This is a genomic window from Terribacillus saccharophilus (assembly GCF_002272745.1).
In the GTDB taxonomy this organism is placed as follows: domain Bacteria; phylum Bacillota; class Bacilli; order Bacillales; family Amphibacillaceae; genus Terribacillus; species Terribacillus saccharophilus_B.
The window spans coordinates 193,474-217,096 of sequence record NZ_NPBD01000001.1; the positions used below are offsets into that span (position 1 = coordinate 193,474).

At 42.2% G+C, this 23,623-nt stretch carries 25 protein-coding genes and 1 other annotated feature; of the genes, 17 read left to right on the forward strand and 8 right to left on the reverse strand.

All coding sequences use genetic code 11. The annotated features are described in order from the left end of the window. Nucleotides 1-51: 51 nt before the first annotated feature. Nucleotides 52-879, reverse strand: a complete 828-nt coding sequence (locus CHH58_RS00900; protein ID WP_095229891.1) for a Cof-type HAD-IIB family hydrolase — start codon at nt 877-879, stop codon at nt 52-54. Nucleotides 880-1,034: 155 nt separating this feature from the next. Here CHH58_RS00900 and CHH58_RS00905 point away from each other — a divergent pair, with 155 nt between their 5' ends. The 3 genes from CHH58_RS00905 (at nt 1,035) to CHH58_RS00915 (ending at nt 2,608) form a co-directional block, all read left to right on the forward strand. Beyond that, nucleotides 1,035-1,799, forward strand: coding sequence for a prolyl oligopeptidase family serine peptidase (locus tag CHH58_RS00905; protein WP_095229893.1), 765 nt, complete (start codon nt 1,035-1,037; stop codon nt 1,797-1,799). Nucleotides 1,800-1,882: 83 nt separating this feature from the next. Further along, nucleotides 1,883-2,194 carry a metal-sulfur cluster assembly factor gene (locus tag CHH58_RS00910; RefSeq protein WP_038559343.1) on the forward strand — a complete coding sequence of 104 codons (312 nt, stop codon included), beginning with the start codon at nt 1,883-1,885 and terminating at the stop codon, nt 2,192-2,194. Between the two features lie 90 nt (nt 2,195-2,284). Next, entirely contained in the window at nt 2,285-2,608 is a 324-nt protein-coding gene (locus CHH58_RS00915; RefSeq protein ID WP_249274995.1) for a hypothetical protein, read from the forward strand. Nucleotides 2,609-2,637: 29 nt separating this feature from the next. On the opposite strand, the gene CHH58_RS00920 is transcribed toward CHH58_RS00915, so the two are convergent. Next, nucleotides 2,638-2,817 (reverse strand): DUF2929 family protein, encoded by a 180-nt coding sequence (locus tag CHH58_RS00920; RefSeq protein ID WP_095229894.1) that lies wholly within the window; start codon nt 2,815-2,817, stop codon nt 2,638-2,640. 107 nt (nt 2,818-2,924) lie between these two features. On the opposite strand from CHH58_RS00920, the gene CHH58_RS00925 reads away from it, so the two are divergent. Next, nucleotides 2,925-3,518: a hypothetical protein gene (locus CHH58_RS00925; RefSeq protein ID WP_095261285.1), complete on the forward strand. Its 594-nt coding sequence runs from the start codon at nt 2,925-2,927 to the stop codon at nt 3,516-3,518. A 23-nt stretch (nt 3,519-3,541) separates the two neighbouring features. Here CHH58_RS00925 and CHH58_RS00930 read toward each other — a convergent pair whose 3' ends face one another. Beyond that, complete coding sequence (locus CHH58_RS00930; RefSeq protein ID WP_095229898.1) at nt 3,542-3,760, reverse strand: hypothetical protein; 219 nt, start codon at nt 3,758-3,760, stop codon at nt 3,542-3,544. 225 nt (nt 3,761-3,985) lie between these two features. Between CHH58_RS00930 and fabF the strand changes: the two genes are divergently transcribed. Both fabF and CHH58_RS00940 read left to right on the forward strand, forming a co-directional pair. After that, the gene (gene fabF, locus CHH58_RS00935) at nt 3,986-5,224 is read left to right on the forward strand and encodes a beta-ketoacyl-ACP synthase II (RefSeq protein ID WP_095229900.1); all 1,239 of its coding nucleotides are present in this window, start codon (nt 3,986-3,988) and stop codon (nt 5,222-5,224) included. A gap of 200 nt (nt 5,225-5,424) precedes the next feature. Further along, nucleotides 5,425-6,177, forward strand: coding sequence for a YjbA family protein (locus tag CHH58_RS00940; protein WP_095229902.1), 753 nt, complete (start codon nt 5,425-5,427; stop codon nt 6,175-6,177). A 32-nt stretch (nt 6,178-6,209) separates the two neighbouring features. On the opposite strand, the gene trpS is transcribed toward CHH58_RS00940, so the two are convergent. Both trpS and CHH58_RS00950 read right to left on the reverse strand, forming a co-directional pair. After that, nucleotides 6,210-7,196, reverse strand: coding sequence for a tryptophan--tRNA ligase (trpS, locus tag CHH58_RS00945; protein ID WP_095261852.1), 987 nt, complete (start codon nt 7,194-7,196; stop codon nt 6,210-6,212). 58 nt (nt 7,197-7,254) lie between these two features. Next, nucleotides 7,255-7,460: a binding site (T-box leader), on the reverse strand. Nucleotides 7,461-7,515: 55 nt separating this feature from the next. Then, a complete protein-coding gene (locus CHH58_RS00950) occupies nt 7,516-7,872 on the reverse strand; it encodes a DUF3899 domain-containing protein (RefSeq protein ID WP_170937470.1) in 357 nt (118 codons plus the stop codon). A 336-nt stretch (nt 7,873-8,208) separates the two neighbouring features. Between CHH58_RS00950 and CHH58_RS00955 the strand changes: the two genes are divergently transcribed. From CHH58_RS00955 to pepF, 11 genes are all read left to right on the forward strand, one after another. Further along, complete coding sequence (locus CHH58_RS00955) at nt 8,209-9,909, forward strand: peptide ABC transporter substrate-binding protein (RefSeq protein ID WP_095261854.1); 1,701 nt, start codon at nt 8,209-8,211, stop codon at nt 9,907-9,909. A 137-nt stretch (nt 9,910-10,046) separates the two neighbouring features. Continuing rightward, nucleotides 10,047-10,973 (forward strand): oligopeptide ABC transporter permease, encoded by a 927-nt coding sequence (opp3b, locus tag CHH58_RS00960; protein ID WP_095261855.1) that lies wholly within the window; start codon nt 10,047-10,049, stop codon nt 10,971-10,973. 4 nt (nt 10,974-10,977) lie between these two features. Beyond that, on the forward strand, nt 10,978-12,129 hold the full coding sequence (gene opp3C, locus CHH58_RS00965; RefSeq protein WP_095261938.1) for an oligopeptide ABC transporter permease: 1,152 nt from the start codon (nt 10,978-10,980) through the stop codon (nt 12,127-12,129). Between the two features lie 18 nt (nt 12,130-12,147). Next, nucleotides 12,148-13,200, forward strand: a complete 1,053-nt coding sequence (locus CHH58_RS00970) for an ABC transporter ATP-binding protein (RefSeq protein ID WP_095261856.1) — start codon at nt 12,148-12,150, stop codon at nt 13,198-13,200. Next, nucleotides 13,200-14,144: an ABC transporter ATP-binding protein gene (locus tag CHH58_RS00975; protein WP_095233104.1), complete on the forward strand. Its 945-nt coding sequence runs from the start codon at nt 13,200-13,202 to the stop codon at nt 14,142-14,144. The genes CHH58_RS00970 and CHH58_RS00975 overlap by 1 nt, the downstream gene beginning before the upstream one ends. Before the next feature lie 198 nt (nt 14,145-14,342). Then, a complete protein-coding gene (locus CHH58_RS00980) occupies nt 14,343-15,542 on the forward strand; it encodes a putative glycoside hydrolase (RefSeq protein WP_095229918.1) in 1,200 nt (399 codons plus the stop codon). A gap of 92 nt (nt 15,543-15,634) precedes the next feature. After that, nucleotides 15,635-16,225, forward strand: a complete 591-nt coding sequence (locus CHH58_RS00985) for a GNAT family N-acetyltransferase (protein ID WP_095261857.1) — start codon at nt 15,635-15,637, stop codon at nt 16,223-16,225. A gap of 226 nt (nt 16,226-16,451) precedes the next feature. Continuing rightward, nucleotides 16,452-16,847, forward strand: coding sequence for a transcriptional regulator SpxA (gene spxA / locus CHH58_RS00990; RefSeq protein ID WP_038559379.1), 396 nt, complete (start codon nt 16,452-16,454; stop codon nt 16,845-16,847). A 284-nt stretch (nt 16,848-17,131) separates the two neighbouring features. Then, on the forward strand, nt 17,132-17,803 hold the full coding sequence (gene mecA, locus CHH58_RS00995; RefSeq protein WP_095229922.1) for an adaptor protein MecA: 672 nt from the start codon (nt 17,132-17,134) through the stop codon (nt 17,801-17,803). A 108-nt stretch (nt 17,804-17,911) separates the two neighbouring features. After that, on the forward strand, nt 17,912-19,018 hold the full coding sequence (locus CHH58_RS01000; protein WP_095261858.1) for a competence protein CoiA: 1,107 nt from the start codon (nt 17,912-17,914) through the stop codon (nt 19,016-19,018). A 134-nt stretch (nt 19,019-19,152) separates the two neighbouring features. Continuing rightward, nucleotides 19,153-20,970: an oligoendopeptidase F gene (pepF, locus tag CHH58_RS01005; protein WP_095261859.1), complete on the forward strand. Its 1,818-nt coding sequence runs from the start codon at nt 19,153-19,155 to the stop codon at nt 20,968-20,970. A 436-nt stretch (nt 20,971-21,406) separates the two neighbouring features. Here the strand turns inward: pepF and CHH58_RS01015 are convergent, their stop codons facing one another. The 3 genes from CHH58_RS01015 to CHH58_RS01025 all read right to left on the reverse strand — a co-directional run bounded on the left by CHH58_RS01015 (nt 21,407) and on the right by CHH58_RS01025 (nt 23,583). Next, nucleotides 21,407-22,204: an alpha/beta fold hydrolase gene (locus CHH58_RS01015; RefSeq protein WP_095229930.1), complete on the reverse strand. Its 798-nt coding sequence runs from the start codon at nt 22,202-22,204 to the stop codon at nt 21,407-21,409. Between the two features lie 102 nt (nt 22,205-22,306). Then, nucleotides 22,307-23,185, reverse strand: coding sequence for a ClpXP adapter SpxH family protein (locus CHH58_RS01020; protein WP_095229932.1), 879 nt, complete (start codon nt 23,183-23,185; stop codon nt 22,307-22,309). Then, nucleotides 23,182-23,583 (reverse strand): globin, encoded by a 402-nt coding sequence (locus CHH58_RS01025; protein ID WP_095229934.1) that lies wholly within the window; start codon nt 23,581-23,583, stop codon nt 23,182-23,184. Before CHH58_RS01025 ends, CHH58_RS01020 begins: the two co-directional genes overlap by 4 nt. Between the last annotated feature and the right edge of the window lie 40 nt (nt 23,584-23,623).

The following is a 23,623-nucleotide window of genomic DNA, read 5'->3' on the forward strand; positions in this document are numbered from 1 at the left end:
TACGCTTTTATTTTGCTCCATGCACGCAGGAATTATGATTTGTAAAAATTGTTAATTTGCCGGAACTTCCAGCTTTAGATAAGAATGAAGGAATGATGCAATGCCATCCTCCATATTCGATCCTGTTGTATAGTTGGCGATTTCCTTCAATGGGCCGATTGCATTACCCATTGCAACTCCTGCACCAGCATACTCAATCATTTCTAAATCATTGTCTTCGTCACCGAAGGCGATGATGTTTTTCTGCGGTATATCATAGTAATGGGAAATTTTCTGCAGTCCGACTGCTTTACTCAGGCCTTTGCGAATGATCTCGATGATGTGGTATGGTGCACCCCAGCGTCGATGCTCAATTATTTCAGCATGCTCTTTTTCGAGCGATTCCCGTATGGAAGCAACTTGGTTTTCGTGCGGATAAATGAGCAAGGAAGTTGGATCATCCTGCAATGCCTGCTTCAAGCTGCCGACTTTAATCGGATCTTCTTCTTCCTCCAAGTGGAACAAATCAAGTAAGTATTGGTCGAAGCGATCGATATATACATCATCCATCACTTCTGCAATGATATTTTTCACATCAAGTTTATTGCATGTGTCCACGATTTTACGTGCAGTACGGACTGGCATAGGGGAGTGGACAGCGTCCCATTTTTTATCATCCGGATGATGGATGAGCGCTCCGTTGAAATTCACCATTGGGGTAGTAAGCCCGAGTTCACGGTAATATGCCAAGGAAGCACGGTGGGGTCTTCCTGTTGCGATAACGACAACATGACCAGCATGTATTGCTGCCGCTATGGCTTGCTTGTTCTTTTGTGAGATGTGTTTATCATCTGTTAAAAGTGTTCCATCTAAATCAAGTGCTATCAAATGTTTTTCCATTTATTATCACCTCTATATTGTACATTATAGTGTATCCTTCTCTTCCTCATCTGTAAAGAAATCGTCAAGACGAAGGAGTATCGATTTACAAAAGCTGCCTTGACATACTAAGATTGAGCAGTAGGTAATGGAAAACGTTGAAGAGGATGAAGCAAATGATCGTTATTATAGAAGAAGTTTGGAACGAGGTGCCATTGCTTCGCATAGAGCAAGCAGGTGCCGAAGATCAAGAACTTCCAGTGTTTACATATTTCCATGGTTTCACAAGTGCCAGGGAACATAATCTTCCAATTGCGTACATGCTGGCTGAAAAAGGCTATCGCGTCCTATTGCCTGAGGCTCTCCACCATGGTATTCGTGAAGATAACGTGAGCAGCAGCAAGCGTCAGATGGAGTTCTTTGCAATCGTAAAGGAGAATTTGCATGATCTGCGGCAGATTCATCAGTACGCATCCGAAAAAGGATTAATACAGAAAGATCGCTTTGCGATTGGCGGTACAAGCATGGGCGGTATCACGACATGTGCTGCGCTGACACAATTCGATTGGATCAAAGCTGGCATGGTCATGATGGGTTCGCCGAAGATTGCAGCATTTGCTCGCGGTATGGTGGATGCGGTAAAGAAATCCGGAGTCGAAATGAATATACCTGATGAAGAAATGGAGCAGTTGTTTACCTCTCTTGAAAAAATTGATCTATCTCTGCATCCAGAGGCAATTGGAGATCGGCCAATGTTCTTCTGGCACGGTGATCAAGATCCTGTTGTTCCGTATATACATTCCCGCAGTTTCTATGAGACGCTGGAATACGAAGCCGCAGATCAGGATCAGTTCACGTATGTTACGGAAGCGGGATCAGGCCACAAAGTTTCCAGAAAAGCGATGCTTGCTGGAACGGCATGGCTGGAGAAGGTACTGTAGCAGTTTATTTCTATTTTGACGAAAATATGTTTAAATAGATGCAGACAAACAGTTTCTTGAACTGGCATAAAGGAGGAGCAGGAATGGATCAAGCGTTGGAAGAGAATATGCTCGGTGCACTGGAAAACGTAATCGACCCTGAATTAGGAATTGATATCGTTAACCTTGGCCTAGTGTACGGAGTAGATATAGATGAAGATGGTACTGGTATTGTTACAATGACTTTGACTGCGATGGGCTGTCCGCTGGCTGGCCATATCGAACAAGATGTCAAACGGGTCCTTATGGATATACCGGAAGTGAAGGAAACGAAAGTGAATATTGTATGGAGTCCACCGTGGTCTAAGGACCGCATGTCCCGCTATGCGAAGATAGCGCTAGGGATTCCGGATTAAACCCTGCCCTCCTGTTTAAAGGAGGGCTTTTTTTTGCACATAGGACACTTTCTCGGCATAGGCTGTGGGTGTAAAGGGGGAAGGTTCATCGTGACGAATTCTTATGAACAATCACATCCGCAGTCCCATCATATGATGGATATGTGTAGGCAGCATAAAAATCAATATGTTCTTGTACAGCTTATGGATGGCTACCAGTTGGATGGCATCGTTTTGGATGTGGATGATGAGTATGTCCATCTCGCAATACCAGCAGATGAGCAGTACGATTATGTGGAAGAGGACGATGAAGATTATCGCAATCCATACGGATATCCGGGATACGGATACGGGTATGGATATCCCGGCGGACGTTTTCGCCGGCTTGTATTACCGCTTGTAGGCTTGGCAGCACTAAGTCTTATTCCGTGGTAAAAGAAAAAACCTTGCCAATTGGCAAGGTTTTATTCGTGTTCTTCTCCTTTTGGAAGAACAGCAGATAGAGTCCATACACCCAGACTGAAGATGATTGTCATGACGATAACTATTGACATATCGTATGGATCACCGGACATGCTCGACAGCACAAACGCTGCGACAGCACTAAGGACGAAAGCCCAAATAATTGTTGCGACAAAGCGCATTAGTATCACCTCTATTATTCACACATATACTTCTATCATAGCAGGTTCCGGTCAAAAAGAAAATGATTCTTGTGCAAATCCTCACATGGATAGGAGAAGTGATTTTCATGCATTTCCTCGTTAGTCAGTGTTATTCCTGGGAAGGGTATCATTTAGTCCAGGCATTATTGGAAGATGGCCATGAAGTGTCAGGCCTGCATGGGCAATCCTTATCAGATAGAGAGACGCATTTAAGTATGTATATAGGGCGTCATGCAATGTTCCGCGAAGGAGTACAGGACACAGATTATAAAGCGCATGTCAGTTTCTTCGGCACTGAGGAAAGGAGTGCTGAAAGCCGACACCATGTGGATATTAGTTATGCTGCAGACAATACTCCTGAACTAGAAAAACAAATTCTGTTACCCATCTTATACGGCGAATGGATGCCAAGAGATGAAGAGGCAGTTCAATGGCATGGCAAACGGATTTTGTTTGATGACGAACATTTCCTTAGAAATGCGCTGCCAATCAAGCCCGTGATGCAAACGATTAGCAAGCTGTTATCAGGAGATGGAAGCATGAACAATTATCGCTTTTATACAAAAGAAGTATGTCCGGAGCAGGGAGATCGAGCAGCTATTGCTCTCACACGTAATATAAGGGATGATTTATCTGGTTTACACAAACACTATGCACAATACAGATTTTTTTATGAATAAGCCTGCTCCGTCCAGTCCATTCTTCATTTTTTCTTAATAAATTTTGTCGCGTGGTTTTTTAGGTGTTTTACATATGGAGAGAGCTGCTCATAAGTCTCCATGATTGTGCCTGCTGTCTCCATTAAATTGAATTCTTTTTTCGGTTCCTCTTTTTTAAATTCCTCTTTCAATTCCTCTTGTTCCGGCTCTGAATGCCTTCTCTTACCAAAAAGGAATTCATCCATACGATTGTCTCTTTTCATCACCGCACCTCCATAAGTTACAGTATGATTGCAGACAACGTCTTGTCTATGTCTTTACCTATTTATTGAGAGGTAAGATAGATTGTTTTTACTTAACAGCTTACAGAACATGAAAAATACGTTACAATATATCTCAGATTATGCACTTTATCATGGTCATTATTTTAATTAGACCAGTCAGAACAGCTTCAGCATGATTTCTGCTGAAGAAGGAGGAACAATTGTATGGAAAAGAAAAGAGTAGTTGTCACGGGACTAGGTGCGGTGACACCAGTTGGAAATGACGCCGCTACAACGTGGCAGAATCTCTTGGAAGGTAAATCGGGCGTTGATGTTTTAACCCGAGTAAATAAAGATGATTACCCTGCGAAGGTTGCAGCAGAAGTAAAAGACTTCAACCCTGAAGATTATATGGAAAAGAAAGATGCGAAACGCATGGATCTTTTCACACAATATGCGGTGGCAGCGAGTAAGATGGCTGTCGAAGATGCGAAACTCAATATTACAGACGAAAATGCAAATCGTATTGGAGTGTGGATCGGTTCTGGTATTGGCGGAATGGGCACATATGAAGAACAGTTCGAGAAGCTAATGACGAAAGGTCCTCGTCGAGTTAGTCCATTTTTTGTACCAATGATGATTCCAGATATGGCTTCTGGTCAAGTATCCATCCAGCTTGGTGCGAAAGGAATCAACTCTTGCTCTGTTACAGCGTGTGCATCTGGAGCGAACTCGATCGGAGATGCTTACAAGGTAATTGAACGCGGTGATGCAGATGCGATGATTACTGGCGGATCAGAAGCACCTTTAACAAAGATGGCTTTCGCAGGCTTTTCAGCTGCCAAAGCACTTTCCTTTAATGATGATCCGAAGACAGCCAGCCGCCCATTTGATGCAAACCGAGATGGTTTCGTAATGGGAGAAGGAGCGGGTATCTTAATTTTAGAATCACTTGATTCCGCTTTGGAACGCGGTGCAACGATTTATGCAGAGATTGTCGGCTACGGAGCATCTGGTGATGCCTATCATATCACTGCACCAGCTCCAGAAGGTGAAGGTGCTGTACGTGCGATGCGTCAGGCAATTGAGGATGCTGGGCTGCAGGCAGAGGAAATCGATTATGTTAATGCACATGGGACAAGCACAGAGCTAAACGATAAATTTGAAACAGCCGCTTTAAAACAGCTTCTAGGAGATCATGCTTATCAGACAGCTATATCTTCGACGAAGTCAATGACAGGACATATGCTTGGTGCTGCTGGAGCAGTAGAAGCGATTATTTGTGTCAAAGCAATTCAAGAGGGCATGATTCCTCCAACAATCAATCAGACGGAGAAAGATCCGCTTTGTGATTTGGATTATGTACCAAACGTGAAACGTGAGAAGAAAGTTCGCGCCGCTTTAAGTAATTCCCTTGGTTTTGGCGGCCACAATGCTGCACTTGTATTCAAGCAATATCAGTGATTTAGAGAACCTCCTAATTCTTAGGGGGTTTTTTTATTTTTTCAATCATATAATACAAGAATAAATCTTTGCTGGTTGGTCATAATGTATCCTACTACAAGCCACACGGCACGCGCTCCCTACACCCAATGGTTTCAGCTGCATGCAAGCGCGTACCGGAGTCGGATTAGCAGAATCGAAAAGCAAAGTGAGGGTTATCTATGTTATTTATGCATGATATTTGGGTGAACTGGTTTGAAGGAGAAGAGAATGGCTATAATGTATGCTCCTTTCATGAATGGCGAAAGGAAGACGGCATCGAACTGCTCGATCAGGTACCGCTGCTCTACATAGAAGATGCGCTGTTCGCATACATCGAGAATGACTTGAGGGAGCTTCCGAAGTCAATGTTGGACATGATTCACCGGAAAGCGTTTCTTCGCAAGAATCAAGAGCGAATCGCCATCGACTATGCTTGCATTGTAACGAACGGAAAAGCAATCCTTGCAATCGATACGATGGGGTATATCACGCCTGTCAGAAAAAGCAGGCTCATACCTCGGCAGGAGCGGCTTGTTTACCAGATGATTGAAGATGCTAAGCCCGAAATCTTTAACTGGCAGGAAGAAGAGGAAAAGAAAGAGTACCACATCCTATCCCTGAAGCCCGATTTAATGGTTGGACTCACAAGAAAAGAGAGACAACTGAAGCAGCTTCTAATGATGACAATGGATCAGCTCGAGACAAGTGAAAATTTGGAGCAGGTCAGATACTGGCTGACAGAATGGAAACCAGAGGAGTATCATCTGAATCGTTCACTAGCATTTCAGGAAGCATGGCAGAAGCTATACGACGGAGTTTCCGTAGGCTGGAGCAAGAAGCAAGAAGAGCTATGCGAAAAGATGGTAAAAGGCCAGCCTTTCTACGAAAAGCTATGGGAACTTGAACAAAATGATCAAGCAAAAACCTCATAAAAAATAACCGGCAGCTATCTGCCGGTTATTTTTTATTTTCCGCGACCTAATCCCATCGCTTTTTTCGCTTTGCGCAATGTTTTGTTTGCGACCGCTTGTGCGCGTTCTGCGCCCTTATCAAGCACTTCATCCAACGCATCGCTTTCCATCCATTCGTAATAACGCTGCTGGATAGGAGAGAGCATGTTAACGACTGCATCTGCAACCGCTTGTTTGAATTCACCATAACCGCTATCTGCAAATTCCTGTTCGCTTTCCTCGATTGTCTTATTTGTTGCAACTGAATAGATTGTTAGCAGGTTGCTGACACCTGGTTTGTTTTCTTTATCATAGCGAACGATGCCTTCAGAATCGGTAACTGCACTCTTGATTTTTTTCTCGATTTGCTTCGGTTCATCCAGGATGAAAATAGAAGCTTTTAAATTCGCATCGGATTTACTCATCTTCTTCGTCGGTTCTTGCAGGGACATGATCCGTGCACCGACTTTCGTGATTTTGATATCCGGTACAGTAAAGATATTATTGAAACGGTTGTTAAATCGTTCTGCTACATTGCGAGTCAGCTCCAAATGCTGCTTCTGATCATCACCGACAGGAACGATATCCGTATTGTATAGAAGAATATCGGCAGCCATAAGCGGTGGATATGTTAGCAGAGCAGCTGAAACACCATCTTTTCCATCAGATTTATCTTTGTACTGTGTCATGCGTTCCAATTCACCGATATAGCTGATCGATTGGATCATCCATCCTAGCTGCGTATGCGCAGGTACTTCGGATTGAATGAAGAGAACGGATTTCTCCGGATCGATTCCAGCAGCTAAATAGAGTGCTGCAAGAGAACGGATCTGTTGCTTCAGCTTCAATCTGTCCTGCGGTACAGTGATCGCATGCTCATCAACAATACAGAAGTAGCATTGGTTCTCTTCCTGCAGAGCAGGAAATTGGCTAAGTGCGCCGATGTAGTTGCCCAGTGTCAAGCTACCGCTTGGCTGGATACCCGAAAAAATTGTTTTCATCTTAAATCATCCTCCTAAAAAAAAGACACAAAAAAATCCATTCGCTGCCTGCATTTGCTGCAGGGACGAATAGACCGCGGTGCCACCCTAATTATCCTCCTAAATGAAGGATCACTTGATGCAGTTAACGCCTGCTTAAACGGCGGGAGACAAACCCGCAGCTCCAAAAACCCAATTTCCGCTACCCATGATGCTTGTTCACACCAGCCACAAGCTCTCTTTAACCAGAGGAGTACCGTACTATATTTTCTTCGTCGCTTTTATATTCCTGTTAATTATTCATTATATGCATGTTGCGACCGGTTTGCAAGCCGGCCTGTCAGATAAGGTAGTAGATCGCAAGAAAGATAAGCATCAGTCCTATTAAGACAGCAGCTTGAAGCTGCATATAGCTTAGGAAAGAACGATTTACCCATTCAGATGGCTCTCCATTCTCTTCTAAGTCAATCATACCTCTGCTCATATACTTACCAAATCTCCTGAAGCTTCTTGTTATCCCATCCAGTACTCTTCCTTTTATGACGAACAACAGCAGTGCTACGATAAAATAGAAGAAAGCTACATAGAATAGGGAGTTTATCAAAGAAAGAAGATTGTGCTGATCTGATAAGAAGAAAAGCAATCCTGTGATTGCTAAGTTAATTATTATTAGAATCAGATTTCTTTTACCAAACAATATACATTACCGCCTTCAAAAGATTATGAACAATTATAGCACAAGTATAAAAAGGATAATGGAGAACATTTCTTCCTATTACGTTTGATTGCTCATAGGGGTAATTATACTTGGATTTGTGTAAAAAGTATAAATATAAGTGTGGAATCCGTAAAATAAACTAGTAAATAAGACCTATTTTTTGTTATGAAAATGCAATGTTTTCGCACTTTTGTAAAATTCGTATAAAATTAGGGGTGCACAAATTGTGAGAAAACTTGTATAATTCTAATTGCGAACAAGTTGTTCGTAGAAAAGTGATAAAATTTAGAATTTTTGGGGAGGTCATGTTTTAACATGAGAAAGTCGAACTGGCTATTGCTTGCACTTGTTTTAGTACTTAGTTCATTCCTTGCTGCATGTTCCGGAGGCTCTGATAGCTCAGGTGGAAGCGGCGGAGAAGGCGGAAGCGGAGATAGCGCTTCAGGCTCTGCTAACGGTGATCAAATATTTAACCTATTAATCGGAGACGAGATTCCATCTATGGATTCTTCACTCGCGGATGACCAATACGGTATCCAGTGGACTTCCGAAATTCAAGAAGGTCTTTACCGTCTAGCAGAAGATGGTTCCCTATCTGAAGGTATTGCTACTGGTGATCCAGAAGTAAGCGAAGATGGTCTTACTTGGACATTCACACTTCGTGAAGATGCTGAGTGGGAAAACGGTGACCCTGTAACAGCAAACGATTTCGTTTATGCTTGGCAAAGAGCGATCAATCCTGATACAGGATCTGAATACGGTCCATATATGATGGGCGGCGTTATCGAGAACGCTACTGCTGTCAATACTGGCGAAGCAGAACTTGATGAACTAGGTGTTAAAGCAGTTGACGACTATACATTGGAAGTGCAGCTTGAAAAGCCAGTTCCATACTTCGAGTCACTAACTACATTCCCTACATTCATGCCTTTGAATCAGAAATTTGTTGAAGAGCAAGGCGATAGCTATGCACTTGAAGCAGATAACCTGCTTTCTAACGGTCCTTTCAAAATGACTGAATGGAACCACGGAAGCACAATGAAATTTGAAAAGAACGACACATACTGGGATGCTGAATCTGTTCAGCTAGAAGAAATTAACCTACAAGTAAGTAAAGATATCGCAACTGGTGTTAACCTATATGACACAGGTGCAGTTGATCGTGCTCCATTAACTGCTGAATTCGTTGATCAGCGTATCAATGATGAAGATTATGTTGCAGTTCCTGATATGGCTTCTTGGTACTTGAAATTGAACCAAAACCGCACAGGCGAGGAAACTCCTCTTGCAAATATCAATGCACGTAAAGCTGTTGCACAAGCAGTAGATAAAGATGGTCTTGTTAACGTAGTGTTGAACAACGGTTCTACTGTATCTAATGGACTAATGCCTAAAGACTTTGTTAAAGGTCCAGACGGTGAGGACTTCCGTGATGCAAATGGTGATCTATTGACTTATGACGCAGAAGCTGCAAAAGAAGCATGGGCTACTGCAAAAGAAGAGCTTGGTCAGGATGAAATTACACTTGAAATCCTTACAGGCGATACAGATACTTCTACACAAATCGTAGATTACTTGAAAGAACAGTTGGAAACTAACTTGGAAGGTCTTACTGTAGACGTATTACAAGTACCATTCCAACAAAGACTTGATCTTGATACTGCTGGAGACTTTGACATTCAAATCTCTGGTTGGGGTCCAGACTACATTGACCCTTACACTTTCATGAACCTATTCATTACTGATGGGGAAAACAACCGTATGGCTTACTCTAGCGAGGAATATGATTCTCTAAATCAACAGGCGGCTACTGAAAACGCGACTAACCCAGAAGCGCGCTGGCAGAATTTCCTAGATGCTGAGAAAGTATTGCTTGAAGATGCTGCAATTGCACCATTGTATCAAGCAGGTAACTCATTCCTTGTAAGTCCGAAAATGAAAGGCGTATTCTCTAACCCAGCTGGTAACGACTTCGAATACAAGTGGGCATACGCGGATAACGCTGCTGCAGAATAATAAGTTTAAAATAAACTTATATGAAGTGAATCAGGAGAAAGAGAGTATAGCCCGCTATGGCATATACTCTCTTTTCAATTGGTGATTATTATCAAATAATGGCGAATTTTGCGACAACTAATTTAGGAGGTGCTCATGTGGCGCGTTTCATAGGGCAGCGGATCATCTATATGATCATTACGCTTTTTCTAATAGCTACTATTTCATTCGTGTTAATGAAGCTATTGCCAGGATCTCCATTGGCAAATGCAGATAAATTAACAGAAGCACAGCAGGAAGTAATCTTTGAAAAATACGGATTGAATGATCCGATACCAGTACAATATGTTAATTATCTTGGCGGTCTAGTCCAAGGTGATCTTGGTATCTCTTTCAAATATGATAATCGTCCAGTATCTGATATTCTTAGTGATCGAATTGGGCCGTCCGCTCAACTCGGTATCCAAGCATTGATTATTGGGACAGTTGCCGGTATACTGCTAGGTTTAGTTTCGGCTATCTATCATAATGGTATAACGGATTATCTATCTACAATTATTGCGGTTTTAGGTACTTCTATTCCTTCATTCGTGTTTGCGGGACTGCTACAGTTCTTTGTGGCAGTAAAATGGGGTATCCTTCCAGTTGCGACATGGAATGGCTTTGAATACTCAATATTGCCAACAATAGCCTTAGCTATTTTCCCTATGGCTACTTGTGCGAGATTCATGCGTACAGAGATGATTGAAGTTTTAAATGAAGATTACATTACTACAGCAAGAGCGAAAGGCTTAGCGGGGTCTGCTATCATCTTCAAGCACGGTATCCGAAATGCTTTGATTCCTTTAATTACAATTCTAGGACCACTGGCTGTAGGATTGCTTACAGGTACGCTTGTTATTGAGCAAATCTTCTCAGTTCCTGGAATCGGCGAACAATTCGTAACATCTGTTACATCGAATGATTTCCCTATCATTATGGGTACGACAATGTTCTTCGCAGTCGTGTTTATTGTAATGATATTGATCATCGATATCTTGTACGGATTGATTGACCCTAGAATTAGGCTTTCTGGAAAGGATTGAGATGATGGAAAACCGAAAAAAAGAGCTGGATAAAAACCTTTTCCGTCCTGCCGACCGCACCGAAGAGCAAAGCGATGTCATAGCTCGTAAAAGTACTACACTCTTACAGGATGCAGTAAGAAGCCTGCGGAAAAATGTATTCTTCATGATTTCGCTGTTTTTATTGCTTGTTATCGTTTTGATGAGTATCTTCGCTCCGGTTGCCAGCGACTATACGTATAAAGAGCAGGATCTAAATCGTTCCTTGATGGGTCCGAGAATTCCTGTTTTGGAGGACATATCATTCCTAGGTTTGGATGGTACACAAACAAAGACATTCAACGGAAATAATGTTCAAGCTGCCGAAATGAAAGCGAATTTGCAGTTTGATAATCAAGAAGAATTTATTACATTTGAAACTGTCAGCGAGGGAGACGGTAGTCCTAACTCCGCTGAAGTAAAAGCTACTTATGATAAATATGCTGCTAAAGGTGTAGAAGATGAGTACTTCTATTTCGGTACTGACCGTTTAGGCCGTGATGTATGGACACGAGTTTGGGATGGTACGCGAGTTTCCCTTCTAATTGCATTTGCCGCTGCAATAATTGACTTGGTAATTGGAGTTGCTTACGGTGGTATCGCTGCTTATTATGGCGGCCGTGTCGATAACTACATGATGCGTTTCTTAGAAGTAATTATTGGTATACCGAACTTGGTAGTCGTAATTTTAATGATCCTGATTCTTGACCCAGGTATTTGGGCGATTATCATAGCACTTACGATAACAGGCTGGACAAGTATGGCCAGGATTGTACGTGGTGAGGTGCTGAAACTTAAAGGGCATGAGTTTGTTCTCGCAGCTCGTACATTAGGTGCACCTAACCGAAAAATTATTGCAAGACACTTAGTTCCAAACGTTATGGGTTTGATTATTGTTAATACAATGTTCTCGATCCCATCAGCTATCTTCTTCGAAGCGTTCTTAAGCTTCATTGGACTAGGTCTGCCTTCACCAGCAGCATCACTTGGTACTTTGATCAATGATGGATTCAAAACATTGTTGACTACCCCGTCGTTGCTTGTGTTCCCAGCAGTCTTAATTTCAGTCCTTATGATCGTGTTCAATATTCTTGGTGATGGACTACGTGACGCATTCGATCCTAAGATGAGGAAATAATTAAAGGAGGCGACTACCTTGAAAAAAGATAATATCCTTGAGGTGAATGACCTCAAAGTTTCATTTAAAACCCACAGTGGTGAAGTACAAGCAGTAAGGGGCGTTTCCTTTGATCTGAAAAAAGGGGAGACACTTGCAATCGTTGGAGAATCAGGTTCTGGTAAATCTGTAACGACAAAAGCATTGATGGGTTTGCTTCCTCAGCCACATGGTTTTGTTAAAGAAGGATCTATACTATTCGATGATAAAGATATTACGAAATTGAAAGAAAAAAATATGCAAGCTATCCGCGGTAAGGAGATGGCAATGATCTTCCAGGATCCGATGACATCTCTAAATCCGACGATGAAAGTCGGAACGCAGATTATGGAAGGTTTGCTTAAGCACCAAAATCTTGGCAAAGAAGAAGCGAAGATAAAAGCAATTGAATTAATGAATTTGGTTCAAATTCCAAATCCCGAATCACGCATGAAGCAATACCCCCACCAGTTTTCCGGTGGTATGCGTCAACGTGTTGTAATCGCTATGGCACTTGCATGTAATCCTCGTGTTTTGATTGCGGATGAACCTACAACTGCATTGGATGTAACTATTCAAGCTCAGATTCTAGAGCTTATGAAAGACATTCAAAAGAAAGTAGATACATCCATTATTTTCATTACCCACGATCTTGGTGTTGTTGCTAACGTAGCAGACCGAGTAGCGGTGATGTACGCTGGTAAAATCGTTGAGATTGGAACAGTTGATGAAGTATTCTACAATCCGAAGCACCCGTACACATGGGGTCTGCTTGGTTCCATGCCGACACTTGAAAGTGACGAAGAGGAACTGTTTGCAATTCCGGGTACACCTCCTGACTTGATTGCACCTCCAAAAGGGGATGCCTTTGCAGCGCGTAACAAATTCGCACTTGAAATTGACTTTGTCGAACAGCCGCCGATGTTCAAGGTGTCTGATACGCATTATGCAGCGACATGGCTGCTGCATGAAGACGCACCGAAAGTCGAGCCGCCTGAGTCAGTGAAGAAGCGGATCGAGTCAATGGACCATTCTGAGGAGGCGACGCGATAATGAGTCAGGAAAAATTACTTGAGATCAAGAATCTGAAGCAGCATTTCAAACTTGGAAGAAATAACGTCGTCAAAGCAGTAGATGGATTGACGTTTGATATTTATAAAGGGGAGACATTCGGACTTGTAGGCGAGTCAGGCTGTGGTAAATCTACAACTGGTCGCTCTATCATCCGTCTGTACAACTCCACAGATGGTGAAGTGCTTTTCAAAGGAGAAAACGTCCAAGGAAAGAAGAACAAATCTGAGTTGAAGAAATTCAACCGTCAGATGCAAATGATCTTCCAGGATCCGTATTCTTCCTTGAACCCACGTATGACAGTTATGGATATCATTGCAGAAGGTATCGATATTCATGGCCTAGCGAAAAACGCTGAAGAACGAAAAGCAAAAGTTTATGAATTGCTGGAAACAGTGGGCTTGAACAAAGAGCATGCCAACCGATATCCGCATGAATTCAGTGGCGGTCAGCGTCAGCGTCTTGGTATCGCCCGCGCCTTGGCAGTAGACCCAGAATTCATCATTGCTGATGAGCCGATTTCAGCGCTTGATGTATCAATCCAGGCACAGGTTGTTAACTTGATGAAACAGCTTCAAAAGGAAAAAGGACTCACTTACTTATTCATCGCCCATGACCTTTCCATGGTAAAATACATCAGTGACCGAATTGGTGTTATGTACTTCGGTAAGTTAGTTGAGCTTGCAGATGCAGAGGAGCTTTATAAAAATCCGGTGCATCCGTATACACGCTCCCTTCTTTCCGCGATTCCGCTTCCGGATCCAATTTACGAGCGCAATCGTAAACGTATCGTATATGATCCAAGTCAGCATGATACGAGCGAAGAGCCTGAATTCCGTGAAATCGGACCAAGACATTGGGTATTGTGCACCTCTAAGGAATTTGAGGAATACAAAAAAGAAAAACAAAACACTGTTACAAACTAATGTGCAAAACCGCAGCCATCGGCTGCGGTTTTTTATATGTTCATTTAGGTTTGCTACATGAAAAAATAGGTTAAGTAGGAAGAGGGAGTATAACCCGACATAAACTTGGCGATTTCATCAAAGACTTGGGAAAACCGGTTTCATCTGCCAAATATCTCCCTTATAATGAAACTAACTACCAAATAGGAGATTGATAGAATGGGAAAAATTAAGAAGTCGATGATGACTGCTGCACTTGCTGTTACAGCGCTGATGCCAACGGCTGTCTTTGCAGCAAATGAAGGGGAACATCTAGAAGGAAAACAGCTTTCTGCCCGCTCCTCAACTGTCGAAACGTATGAAGTACCTCAAGTAATGAAGCGATTTACATATTCATCAGATTTATCCTTTGACTATCCCGATGCTGTCAGAGGTATTTACGTTACCGGACCTAGTGCAGGGGGAGCGAAATTCGACAGCTTAGTAAAGTTGGTGGATGAGACAGATCTCAATGCAATGGTCATCGATATCAAAGACGATCATGGGAACATTACATACACTCCTGATGAAAAATCACCTTATTATGACATAGCACAAAACTACATAGACGACCCGCAAAAGATGCTGGAGGAATTAGAAAAGCATAAGATCTATCCTATTGCCCGTATTGTTGTTTTCAAAGATACGTTATTAGCCGAGAAGAAGCCTGAGCTTTCCTTCCGCAATGCGGACGGCAGCGTATGGAAAAATGGACGCGGAGAGGCATTCGTCAGCCCATTTCAGCATGAAGTATGGGAATATAATGTTGAGTTAGCAAAAGAAGCCGCTATGATGGGTTTCCAGGAGATACAGTTTGATTATGTTCGTTTCCCAGAAGGATTTGAGACGAAGGACGATGAATTGCAGTATGACCATGGTGATTATACCGATGAAAATACTGACAATGTGCAGAAACGTGTGAATGCCGTAACTGATTTTGTAGCATATGCAAAAGAGGAACTATCCAACTATGATGTGCAGACATCAGTTGATATATTTGGCTACGCAGCTACTTTGGAGGAAGCACCAGGAATAGGTCAGAACTTCTCCAAAATATCATCCAATGTTGATGTTATTTCCTCGATGATTTATCCAAGTCACTGGACGTCTTATTTCGGATTGGATGTTCCGAATGATCACCCATATGAGCTGACGGCTGAGTATGCCAAAGTGGAGAATGACGTGTTAGGCAAGCTTGAGAATAAACCGGTATCGAGACCGTGGATTCAGGATTTCGAAGCACCATGGGTATCTTCTAAACAGTATGGCAAACAAGAAGTAGAAGATCAAATTCGCGCGCTAAATGAGAATGGAATCGATGAATTTCTCATTTGGAATGCAGCCAACAACTATACAGAAGGTGTCGATTTTACACCATAATTCGAAACAGCCTCTCTTTTGGGAGGCTGTTTTGTTTATGTAGAGTGTTCGCGGGTATAACTATGATATACATTCGCTGAAGGAGCTGCCTTATGAATTGGTATGAGAAACTGAGCAAGTATTTTCCGATAGAAGAGATGAAATCGAAGGAGCATATGGAATTACTTTTGAAAGAGAAGGCAGATGTATATTTCAAGGATGAGAGCGAAGAGCATGTCCTGATGTACGCAGAATTCGACCATTTTCTATTTATCGATTATGTATATGTCGCCGCTAAAACTCGCGGACAAGGTATCGGAGGCAAGCTTATTGATAAGCTGAAGAAACGTGGGAAGCCAATTCTGCTGGAAGTGGAGCCGCTGCAGTATGATGATTCTGATTCCCAAAAACGTCTTCGTTTCTACGAGAAACAAGGATTCCAGCACGCCAAGACGATTGGCTATAACCGCCGTTCGCTGGCAACAGCAGAGGAGAATCCAATGGAAATCCTGTACTGGGCGCCAAATGGGGAGACAGAGGAGGAGATATTCGATGCAATGAGGGATATGTACGAACAGATTCATACTTACAAGGATAAACAGCTGTATGGAGAGTCCTATCAGGAATCTGATGAAGTATTGACATTTTCTAAAGATACAGAGAAGGATAGCATTTTTGATACATTGAAAGAAAAACAAAAATAACTTATTAAAATGGGTTTCAAACCTTGTATGCAGGGTAAATAGGAACTATAACAACGTTGCATACGTATATTTGTGTAAAAACTGTGGTATCTTTCAGGAAGTCTTTTAATAACTTGACCACTGTAGTATACTTGTACATAGAGAGATTAAATTAAAATTATTTTAAATAAAATCTTTCCATGGGCAAAGAAATAGAAACATATTCTGTATTGAGGAGTGAAGTTTAATGGTAACACTTTATACCTCACCAAGTTGTACATCTTGCCGCAAAGCTAAAGCTTGGTTAGAAGAGCACGATATTCCGTTCACAGAGAGGAACATCTTCTCCGAGACATTATCACTTGATGAAATCAAGGAAATCCTGCGTATGACAGAAGATGGTACAGATGAGATCATCTCTACACGCTCAAAGGTTTTCCAAAGCCTAAATATGAACTTAGATCAATTACCATTGAAGAAGTTATATAGCTTGATTCAAGAAAACCCAGGTCTATTGCGACGTCCGATCATCCTTGATGAGAAGCGCTTGCAGGTAGGCTACAATGAGGATGAAATTCGCCGCTTCTTGCCAAGAACTGTGCGTACTTTCCAGTTGCGTGAAGCACAGCGTATGGTCAACTGACCTTATACAGACAAAGGACGTGGATCCATTGGGATCTGCGTCTTTTTTCTTTCCAAATGCCCCTGGATGACAAATTATCTGAAATGCGCTACAATGGACAGAATCCTTATAAGGTCATTCGCCTTTTTTCGGCAATCTTAAGCCTTTCTGTTTTCCATACGGGAGGATTTATCATAAAATAGAAATACACACAGAAAAAGTTAGATTGAGGGTAAGGGAATACGGGAAGTGTAAAGGCAAGAGGGCGTTTTTCACCTGCCACTTTACTGGAGGGAGAGAAAACCATGGAAATAGAAAGAATAAATGAAAATACAATTAAATTTTTTATATCTTATATAGATATTGAAGATCGCGGCTTTGATAAAGAAGATATTTGGTATAACCGTGAACGAAGTGAGCAATTGTTCTGGCAGATGATGGATGAAGTCAATTATAAAGAGGACTTCAGTGTCGAGGGCCCGCTATGGATTCAAGTGCAGGCCATGGATAAAGGATTGGAAATTGTGGTAACAAAGGCTCAGCTATCTAAAGATGGAGAAAGCTTAGAGCTGAATGTTGATGATAAAACAATTCAATCCTCTGTAGAGGAGAAAGTCGATTCTGTCCTCGAGGAAAAATTCGGCTCACATCAGCAAGATGGGGAAGAAGAGGATGAAGAGGAATTGTCCTTCGTTATTCAATTCCGTGACTTTGAGGATGTAATCCAGCTTAGCCACTACTTTGAAGAGACGTATGGCATCGAAAACAGATTATTCCATTACAAAGACAGATATATGCTGTATGTAGAATTCGATGACACTATTCTTGGAGATGATGAGCAGGAAGATGTTCTAAGTCAGATTCTTGAATTCGGCTATGATTCCCAGACAACGATTTATCGATTGGAAGAATACGGCAAGGTGATATTCGCTGAAGACGCACTTACTAACGTGAAGCAATACTTCCCTCGTAAATAGACATTCATTACAGAATGTCTATTTTTTTGTGCTTAAAATTGCTTTTTTAATCAGTTTTTCAGCGCTGGCAATTTCTTGATATATACTAACCTCAAGGAGGTGATAGATATGTTGCAGGCGCAGTTAGAGGATGGCAGAATCATCCTGCTTGCTGCACATCAAAAAGAGCAAATCCATAATTTCAGAAAGCAGCGTTTTCTCTGTCCAGCTTGCAGAAAGTCAGTCATCATACGTGCTGGTAAGAAGGTTATTCCTCATTTCGCACATGAACAAATCCACGACTGCGAACTCGACAGAACCGGGGAAAGTTTATACCACATGCGAGGTAAGCTGCAGCTGTTTTATTGGCTGAAAAAGCAAGGCTATGCTGTCAGATTGGAGGAATGCGTAAAAGATTCGGCTAGGCGTCCAGACTTGCTGCTGCATACCCCTAGCGGAAGAGAGTTAGCTATTGAATATCAATGTGCATCCATATCTGATGAAGAGCTGCTGCGACGGAATGAAGCATATGAGCAAAATGGAATTGTTCCCATATGGATATTAGGAGGAAATCGTTTAAAACGTACATCTACTTATATGCTCGACCTGCCGAAACGAGAACAGCGCTTCCTAATGCAACACAAGCAGAACATGCCTTTACAGCTGCTGTATTATTGTTCGAACACTGAAACTTTGTGTAACGTCCAGCATATTCTCCTTACAGGTAAAAAACAGACTATCGGTCAGTTCTTTTTCCGTCCTCTCCAAAGATTACATTTCCCCCAACTATTCCAGACCCTCCCGAAGAAACTTCAAGAAATTAATCAGGCATGGCAAACTATCCAAGCAAGAGCGATAGCGAAGCCGCTGACATTTGCTTCTGCTCCTATAAAGCGCTGGATAACACGATTGTATGATAATGGATTGCTGCTGCAAGATATTCCATTATCCATTTTGCAGCCTGTTGAAGCCCAGTATCAAATGTCTGTACCACCATATATATGGCAGACTGATTTGTGGCTTGAGCAATTGGATCACTTACCTGTCATGGAAAGCGTATCTCTCAATCGGCTAGTGTATGTCGGCAGAAAATGGGAAGTCACTACAAAGCCGTTTGCCATTCCTTCCAATAAGCATCCGGTGGAATCTTATATGCAGAGTCTATGCCAGCAGGGCTGGTTCGACCAAATGGATTCTGACACCTTTGTGAAGAAAAAGGTGCCATCCTTATCCTGAGAGATATTCTTCGCATGATTCTCTTGCTTTTATATATAATATAAGAGAGAAAATGCTTATAGTTGAAGGATTTTCCCTGATAATATACGAAATAGTTAGTTGGAACAGAAAAAGGTAAGCAGCATTGGAGGAGGATGTTCGTGTCAAAATCAGCTAAATCTTTACCAAAACGAAGCGAGGTACCAGTAGAAAACACGTGGGACCTAGAGAATATATTCGCGACAGATGACTTGTGGGAAGAAGAGCGCAAAGCATTGGCTGAGGATGGAGATAAAATCTCTGTGTTCCAAGGCAAGCTTGAAGAGTCTGCAGACACATTGTATCAAATGTTTAAGCTGCAGGATGAGCTATCTGAACGTATCGGAAAGCTTTATACATACGCACATATGCGTTATGACCAAGATACGACAAACGGGCATTATCAGGCACTGCAATCAAAAGCAGAGCTATTGATAACGCAGATTTCAAGTAAAATGAGTTATATTGTTCCTGAATTACTCGCAATCGACGAGAGCCGCATACAATCGTTTCTGAAAGAGAATGATGATCTTAAAGTGTACGAGCATACTCTGAACGAAATCAGCCGTCAGCGCGCGCATGTGCTGTCTGAGAAGGAAGAGACATTACTTGCTCAAGCTTCCGAAGTGACCGATAATGGCTCTGCTACTTTTGGTATGCTTAACAACGCAGATTTAACTTTCCCGAGCATTAAGAATGAAGAAGGGGAAGAAGTAGATGTTACGCATGGCCGTTATGTCACATTTTTGGAATCGAAGGATCAGCGTGTACGCCGGGACGCATTCAAGTCCATGTATGACACATTCGGTCAATTCCGCAATACTTTTGCCTCTACACTTTCAGGTACAGTGAAGAAGAATAACTTTTACGCAAAAGTAAGGAATTATGAGTCAGCCCGTCAGTCTGCGCTGGATAATAATAAAATCCCTGAACAGGTTTATGATAACCTCGTAGAAGCAGTGAATGAGCGTCTGCCGTTGCTTCATCGTTATGTAGCACTCCGCAAGAAGGTGCTTGGTATTGATGACTTGCATATGTATGATCTTTACACACCGCTAGTGAAAGATGTCGACATGAATGTGTCATATAGCGAAGCGAAGGAATATGTTCTTAAAGGACTGGAGCCATTAGGAGAGGAATATCAGTCTATCCTGAAGGAAGGCTTCGATAACCGCTGGGTTGATGTAGAAGAGAACAAGGGTAAACGCAGTGGAGCGTACTCATCAGGTGCATATGGAACAAATCCTTATATCCTGATGAACTGGCAGGATAACGTCAATAATCTGTTCACGCTGGCCCATGAGTTTGGTCATTCGGTGCATAGCTATTATACGCGCAAAAATCAGCCATATCGATATGGTAACTATTCCATTTTTGTTGCCGAGGTTGCATCTACGTGTAATGAAGCTTTACTGAATGAATATATGATCAATAACGTGGATGATGAGCAAGAGAAGCTGTATTTGCTGAATCACTTTCTGGAAGGATTCCGCGGAACTGTTTTCCGTCAGACGATGTTTGCTGAGTTTGAGCATATGATTCATAAGCATCAGCAGGACGGTGAAGTGCTTACAGCAGAGAACCTGACGTCTATGTATTATGATTTAAACAAAAAATACTTCGGCGAAGGTTTGACAATCGATGAAGAAATCGGTTTGGAATGGGCACGCATTCCTCATTTCTACTACAATTACTATGTATATCAATATGCTACAGGCTACGCAGCTGCTACTGCACTATCTGCTAAGATTCTTGAAGAAGGACAGCCTGCTGTTGATAAATATGTAGGATTCCTTAAGGCTGGAAGCAGCGACTATCCAATTGAGGTGCTGAAGTCTGCTGGAGTAGATATGACGGATAAACAGACTATCCTATCTGCACTCGATGTATTCGAGGCGAAACTGGACGAAATGGAAAAACTATTGCAGAAATAAAAAGAAAACCGGCGCTAACGCGTCGGTTTTTTCATGCCTTTGAAAGTTCTTTTTCTGGTAAAGAAAAAGCATGTGGCTAGTAATGATAAAAATAGCAAAGGCAATGTAATCGCCAAGGAAACGAAATGAAGCATACCGAGAATATTAAAACATAAAGCGAAAATCACCCAGGCGATCAACAGGATTCCGATTCCTTTCATCATACCACCTCCGACTATCATCACTTTATGCAGGTATGGAAAAGACTAGACTAAGAGAGCTTGTGACTTTTTTGTGAAATTGTGCACATAATAGTTGCCATCTAATATTACCTTATGGTACATTATATTTGTGAGAAACATCACAAACAAGTCCCCTTTGTTTGGATTATTGTTCTCCCATCCCCTCAGTAGAAGTTATACATGCAAAAAGGTCTGCCGAAAGGCAGGCCTTTTTGCTATGCTTTCCACTTTTTTAAGAACTGGTGTACGGAACGGCTGAAGCTGTTCAAATCCTCAAAATGGATGCTATGACCGCACTTATCAAATTGTTTGGATTCTGCTTCCGGCCGCAGCTGCTTCATCTCTTCCCATACTTCTTCCGTCAAGATAGGGGAGTGGGCACCGCGCATAAGCAATATTGGACATGTAACGTTTTGATAGGTATCCGTATAATCGCCATTCAGAAAATCCTGCGATGCTTTTATACCTTGAGGATCGAAGCATAGCCTCCAGCCGTCATTTGCTTCATACGCACTCTCTGTGTAATAAAGGAAGTGGTTTTCATTCTGTACTTGTTCGATACTGTGAGATAAAGTTGCAAGCGTATCTGCAGGCTGCTGGAACTGCAAGGCATAGGTTAGTTCCCCGGAGACCTTATGACCCATGTCCTCTACAATCAGTCCATCTATAAGCTCTGGATACTTGGCTGCAAATTGATAAGCAGTCACACCGGATAAAGAATGACCGAGCAAGACGATACATTTCGTTTCGCCTATCTTTTCAAGTAAAGCCTTCAAATCATGAAGGTATGAGTCTCGGTCATACCCAGTTAGTTCCGCTGCATGCTCGCTCCTGCCGTGTCCCCTCAGATCAGGGGCGATAATTCGCCAACCTTTTGTTCTTTCCATAAATGGTTTATAAAGAGTCGCACGTGCAAATAAGCCATGCATGAGTACAAGGACATAATCTGAATCTGCACCGTTGTCCAAATAAGCTAGCTGCATGCCATTTGAATCGAAGTAATGCTGTTCCATATGTTTAGACCTCCTCTGTACATCTTTCTTCGATTCCCGATTCCAGACAATGAAAAACAGCCGCACATAAGTGCGACTGTCTGGGATAAGTGCTGCAAAAAGTTATTCAGCTTTTGAAGTAATATTATATTTCCAGAAAGTATCGTGTTTAATCGGGATGCGTTCTACCATCTGTTTCAGCTGTAGCTTTTTCATTTCCTTTTCTGTCTGCGCATTCGTCCAATCATAAATCAATGAAATCTCCCTGCTGCCAACAAATTTATAGCTGGAAAGGAATTCTTCCACAGGCGGTTTTGCAGCCGGCTGCGGATATCTCTGCAGCATCTGGTGCAGGACATTAACATAGACGTCGTAGCTATATAAACCAGAAATCTTAATACCGGAGTCTTCTTCGGATTCATTGAAGAAGACAATGGAAGGTGACTCGTCAATTTCCAGTTCCTTCGAAAGCTTCACATCGCATTGAAATGCTTTTTTCGCTGAAGCAGAATACATATCCTCGTGAAATTCTTCCAAATCGAGCTTAGCTATCTTAGCACATTCAATCAGGATATCATCTGCAGTAATATCTTGCCTATTCAAAAACAGTGCTTCCTGGATAGTTCGGAGGAAACGGGTACCCGCTTTTCTCCCTTGCAGTTCTGCTGCTTTTATTGCAAGCGACGTGCGCCATGGGAAAGACACGGCATTGTTCAACAAGACGTTATCTGGCTGCAGAACCGTTTTTGGGTAACTGCACTCGCTTCGCTCACGAACGAGCGGCTGATAATCTCCTGTCAGTATCGGGCGTAAAGTGAAATATTGACCATATTCCATCGTAAGTTTCTTGAGAAAAGGCTCGAGTGACCAGCAATCCTCGCAAAGCGGATCGATAAAAACGTAAATCTCCACGGGCTTTTTCGAGGAAGGAAACAACCCGCAAAATCCGCCACAGTCATCCTCAGGCCTTTGCTGTATTGAATTAGAAGATTCCCAGCTCATATCGATTCTCCTTTCTCTTCGTCTGGTGTATTCATCATATGATGTGCGGTTAACGCAAGTCGTTCATATATTATGCTTTTATAGGGTTCCTCTATGTCAGTTTCCGTTAGGGCAGCTGCCATGCAGGAAAGCCATGCATCCTTGCGCGTTGGTGTAATTTCGAAAGGGAGATGCCGGTATCTTAGCTTCGGGTGGCCGTGCTCTTCTGTATAGAGCGGCGGACCACCGAAGAATTGTGTCAGGAACTGCTGTTGTTTGCGGCGGGTCTCCGTCAAATCTTCCGGAAAAATCGGCTTTAAATCTGGATGCTCTGCCACGCGTCGGTAGAAAACATCTACCAGCTGCTCTAATATGGCTTGTCCGCCAATACCATCGTACAATGTTTCAGCTTGATTCATTGATTCTTCCTTTCTTATGCAAGAGCAATCAACTTAACAT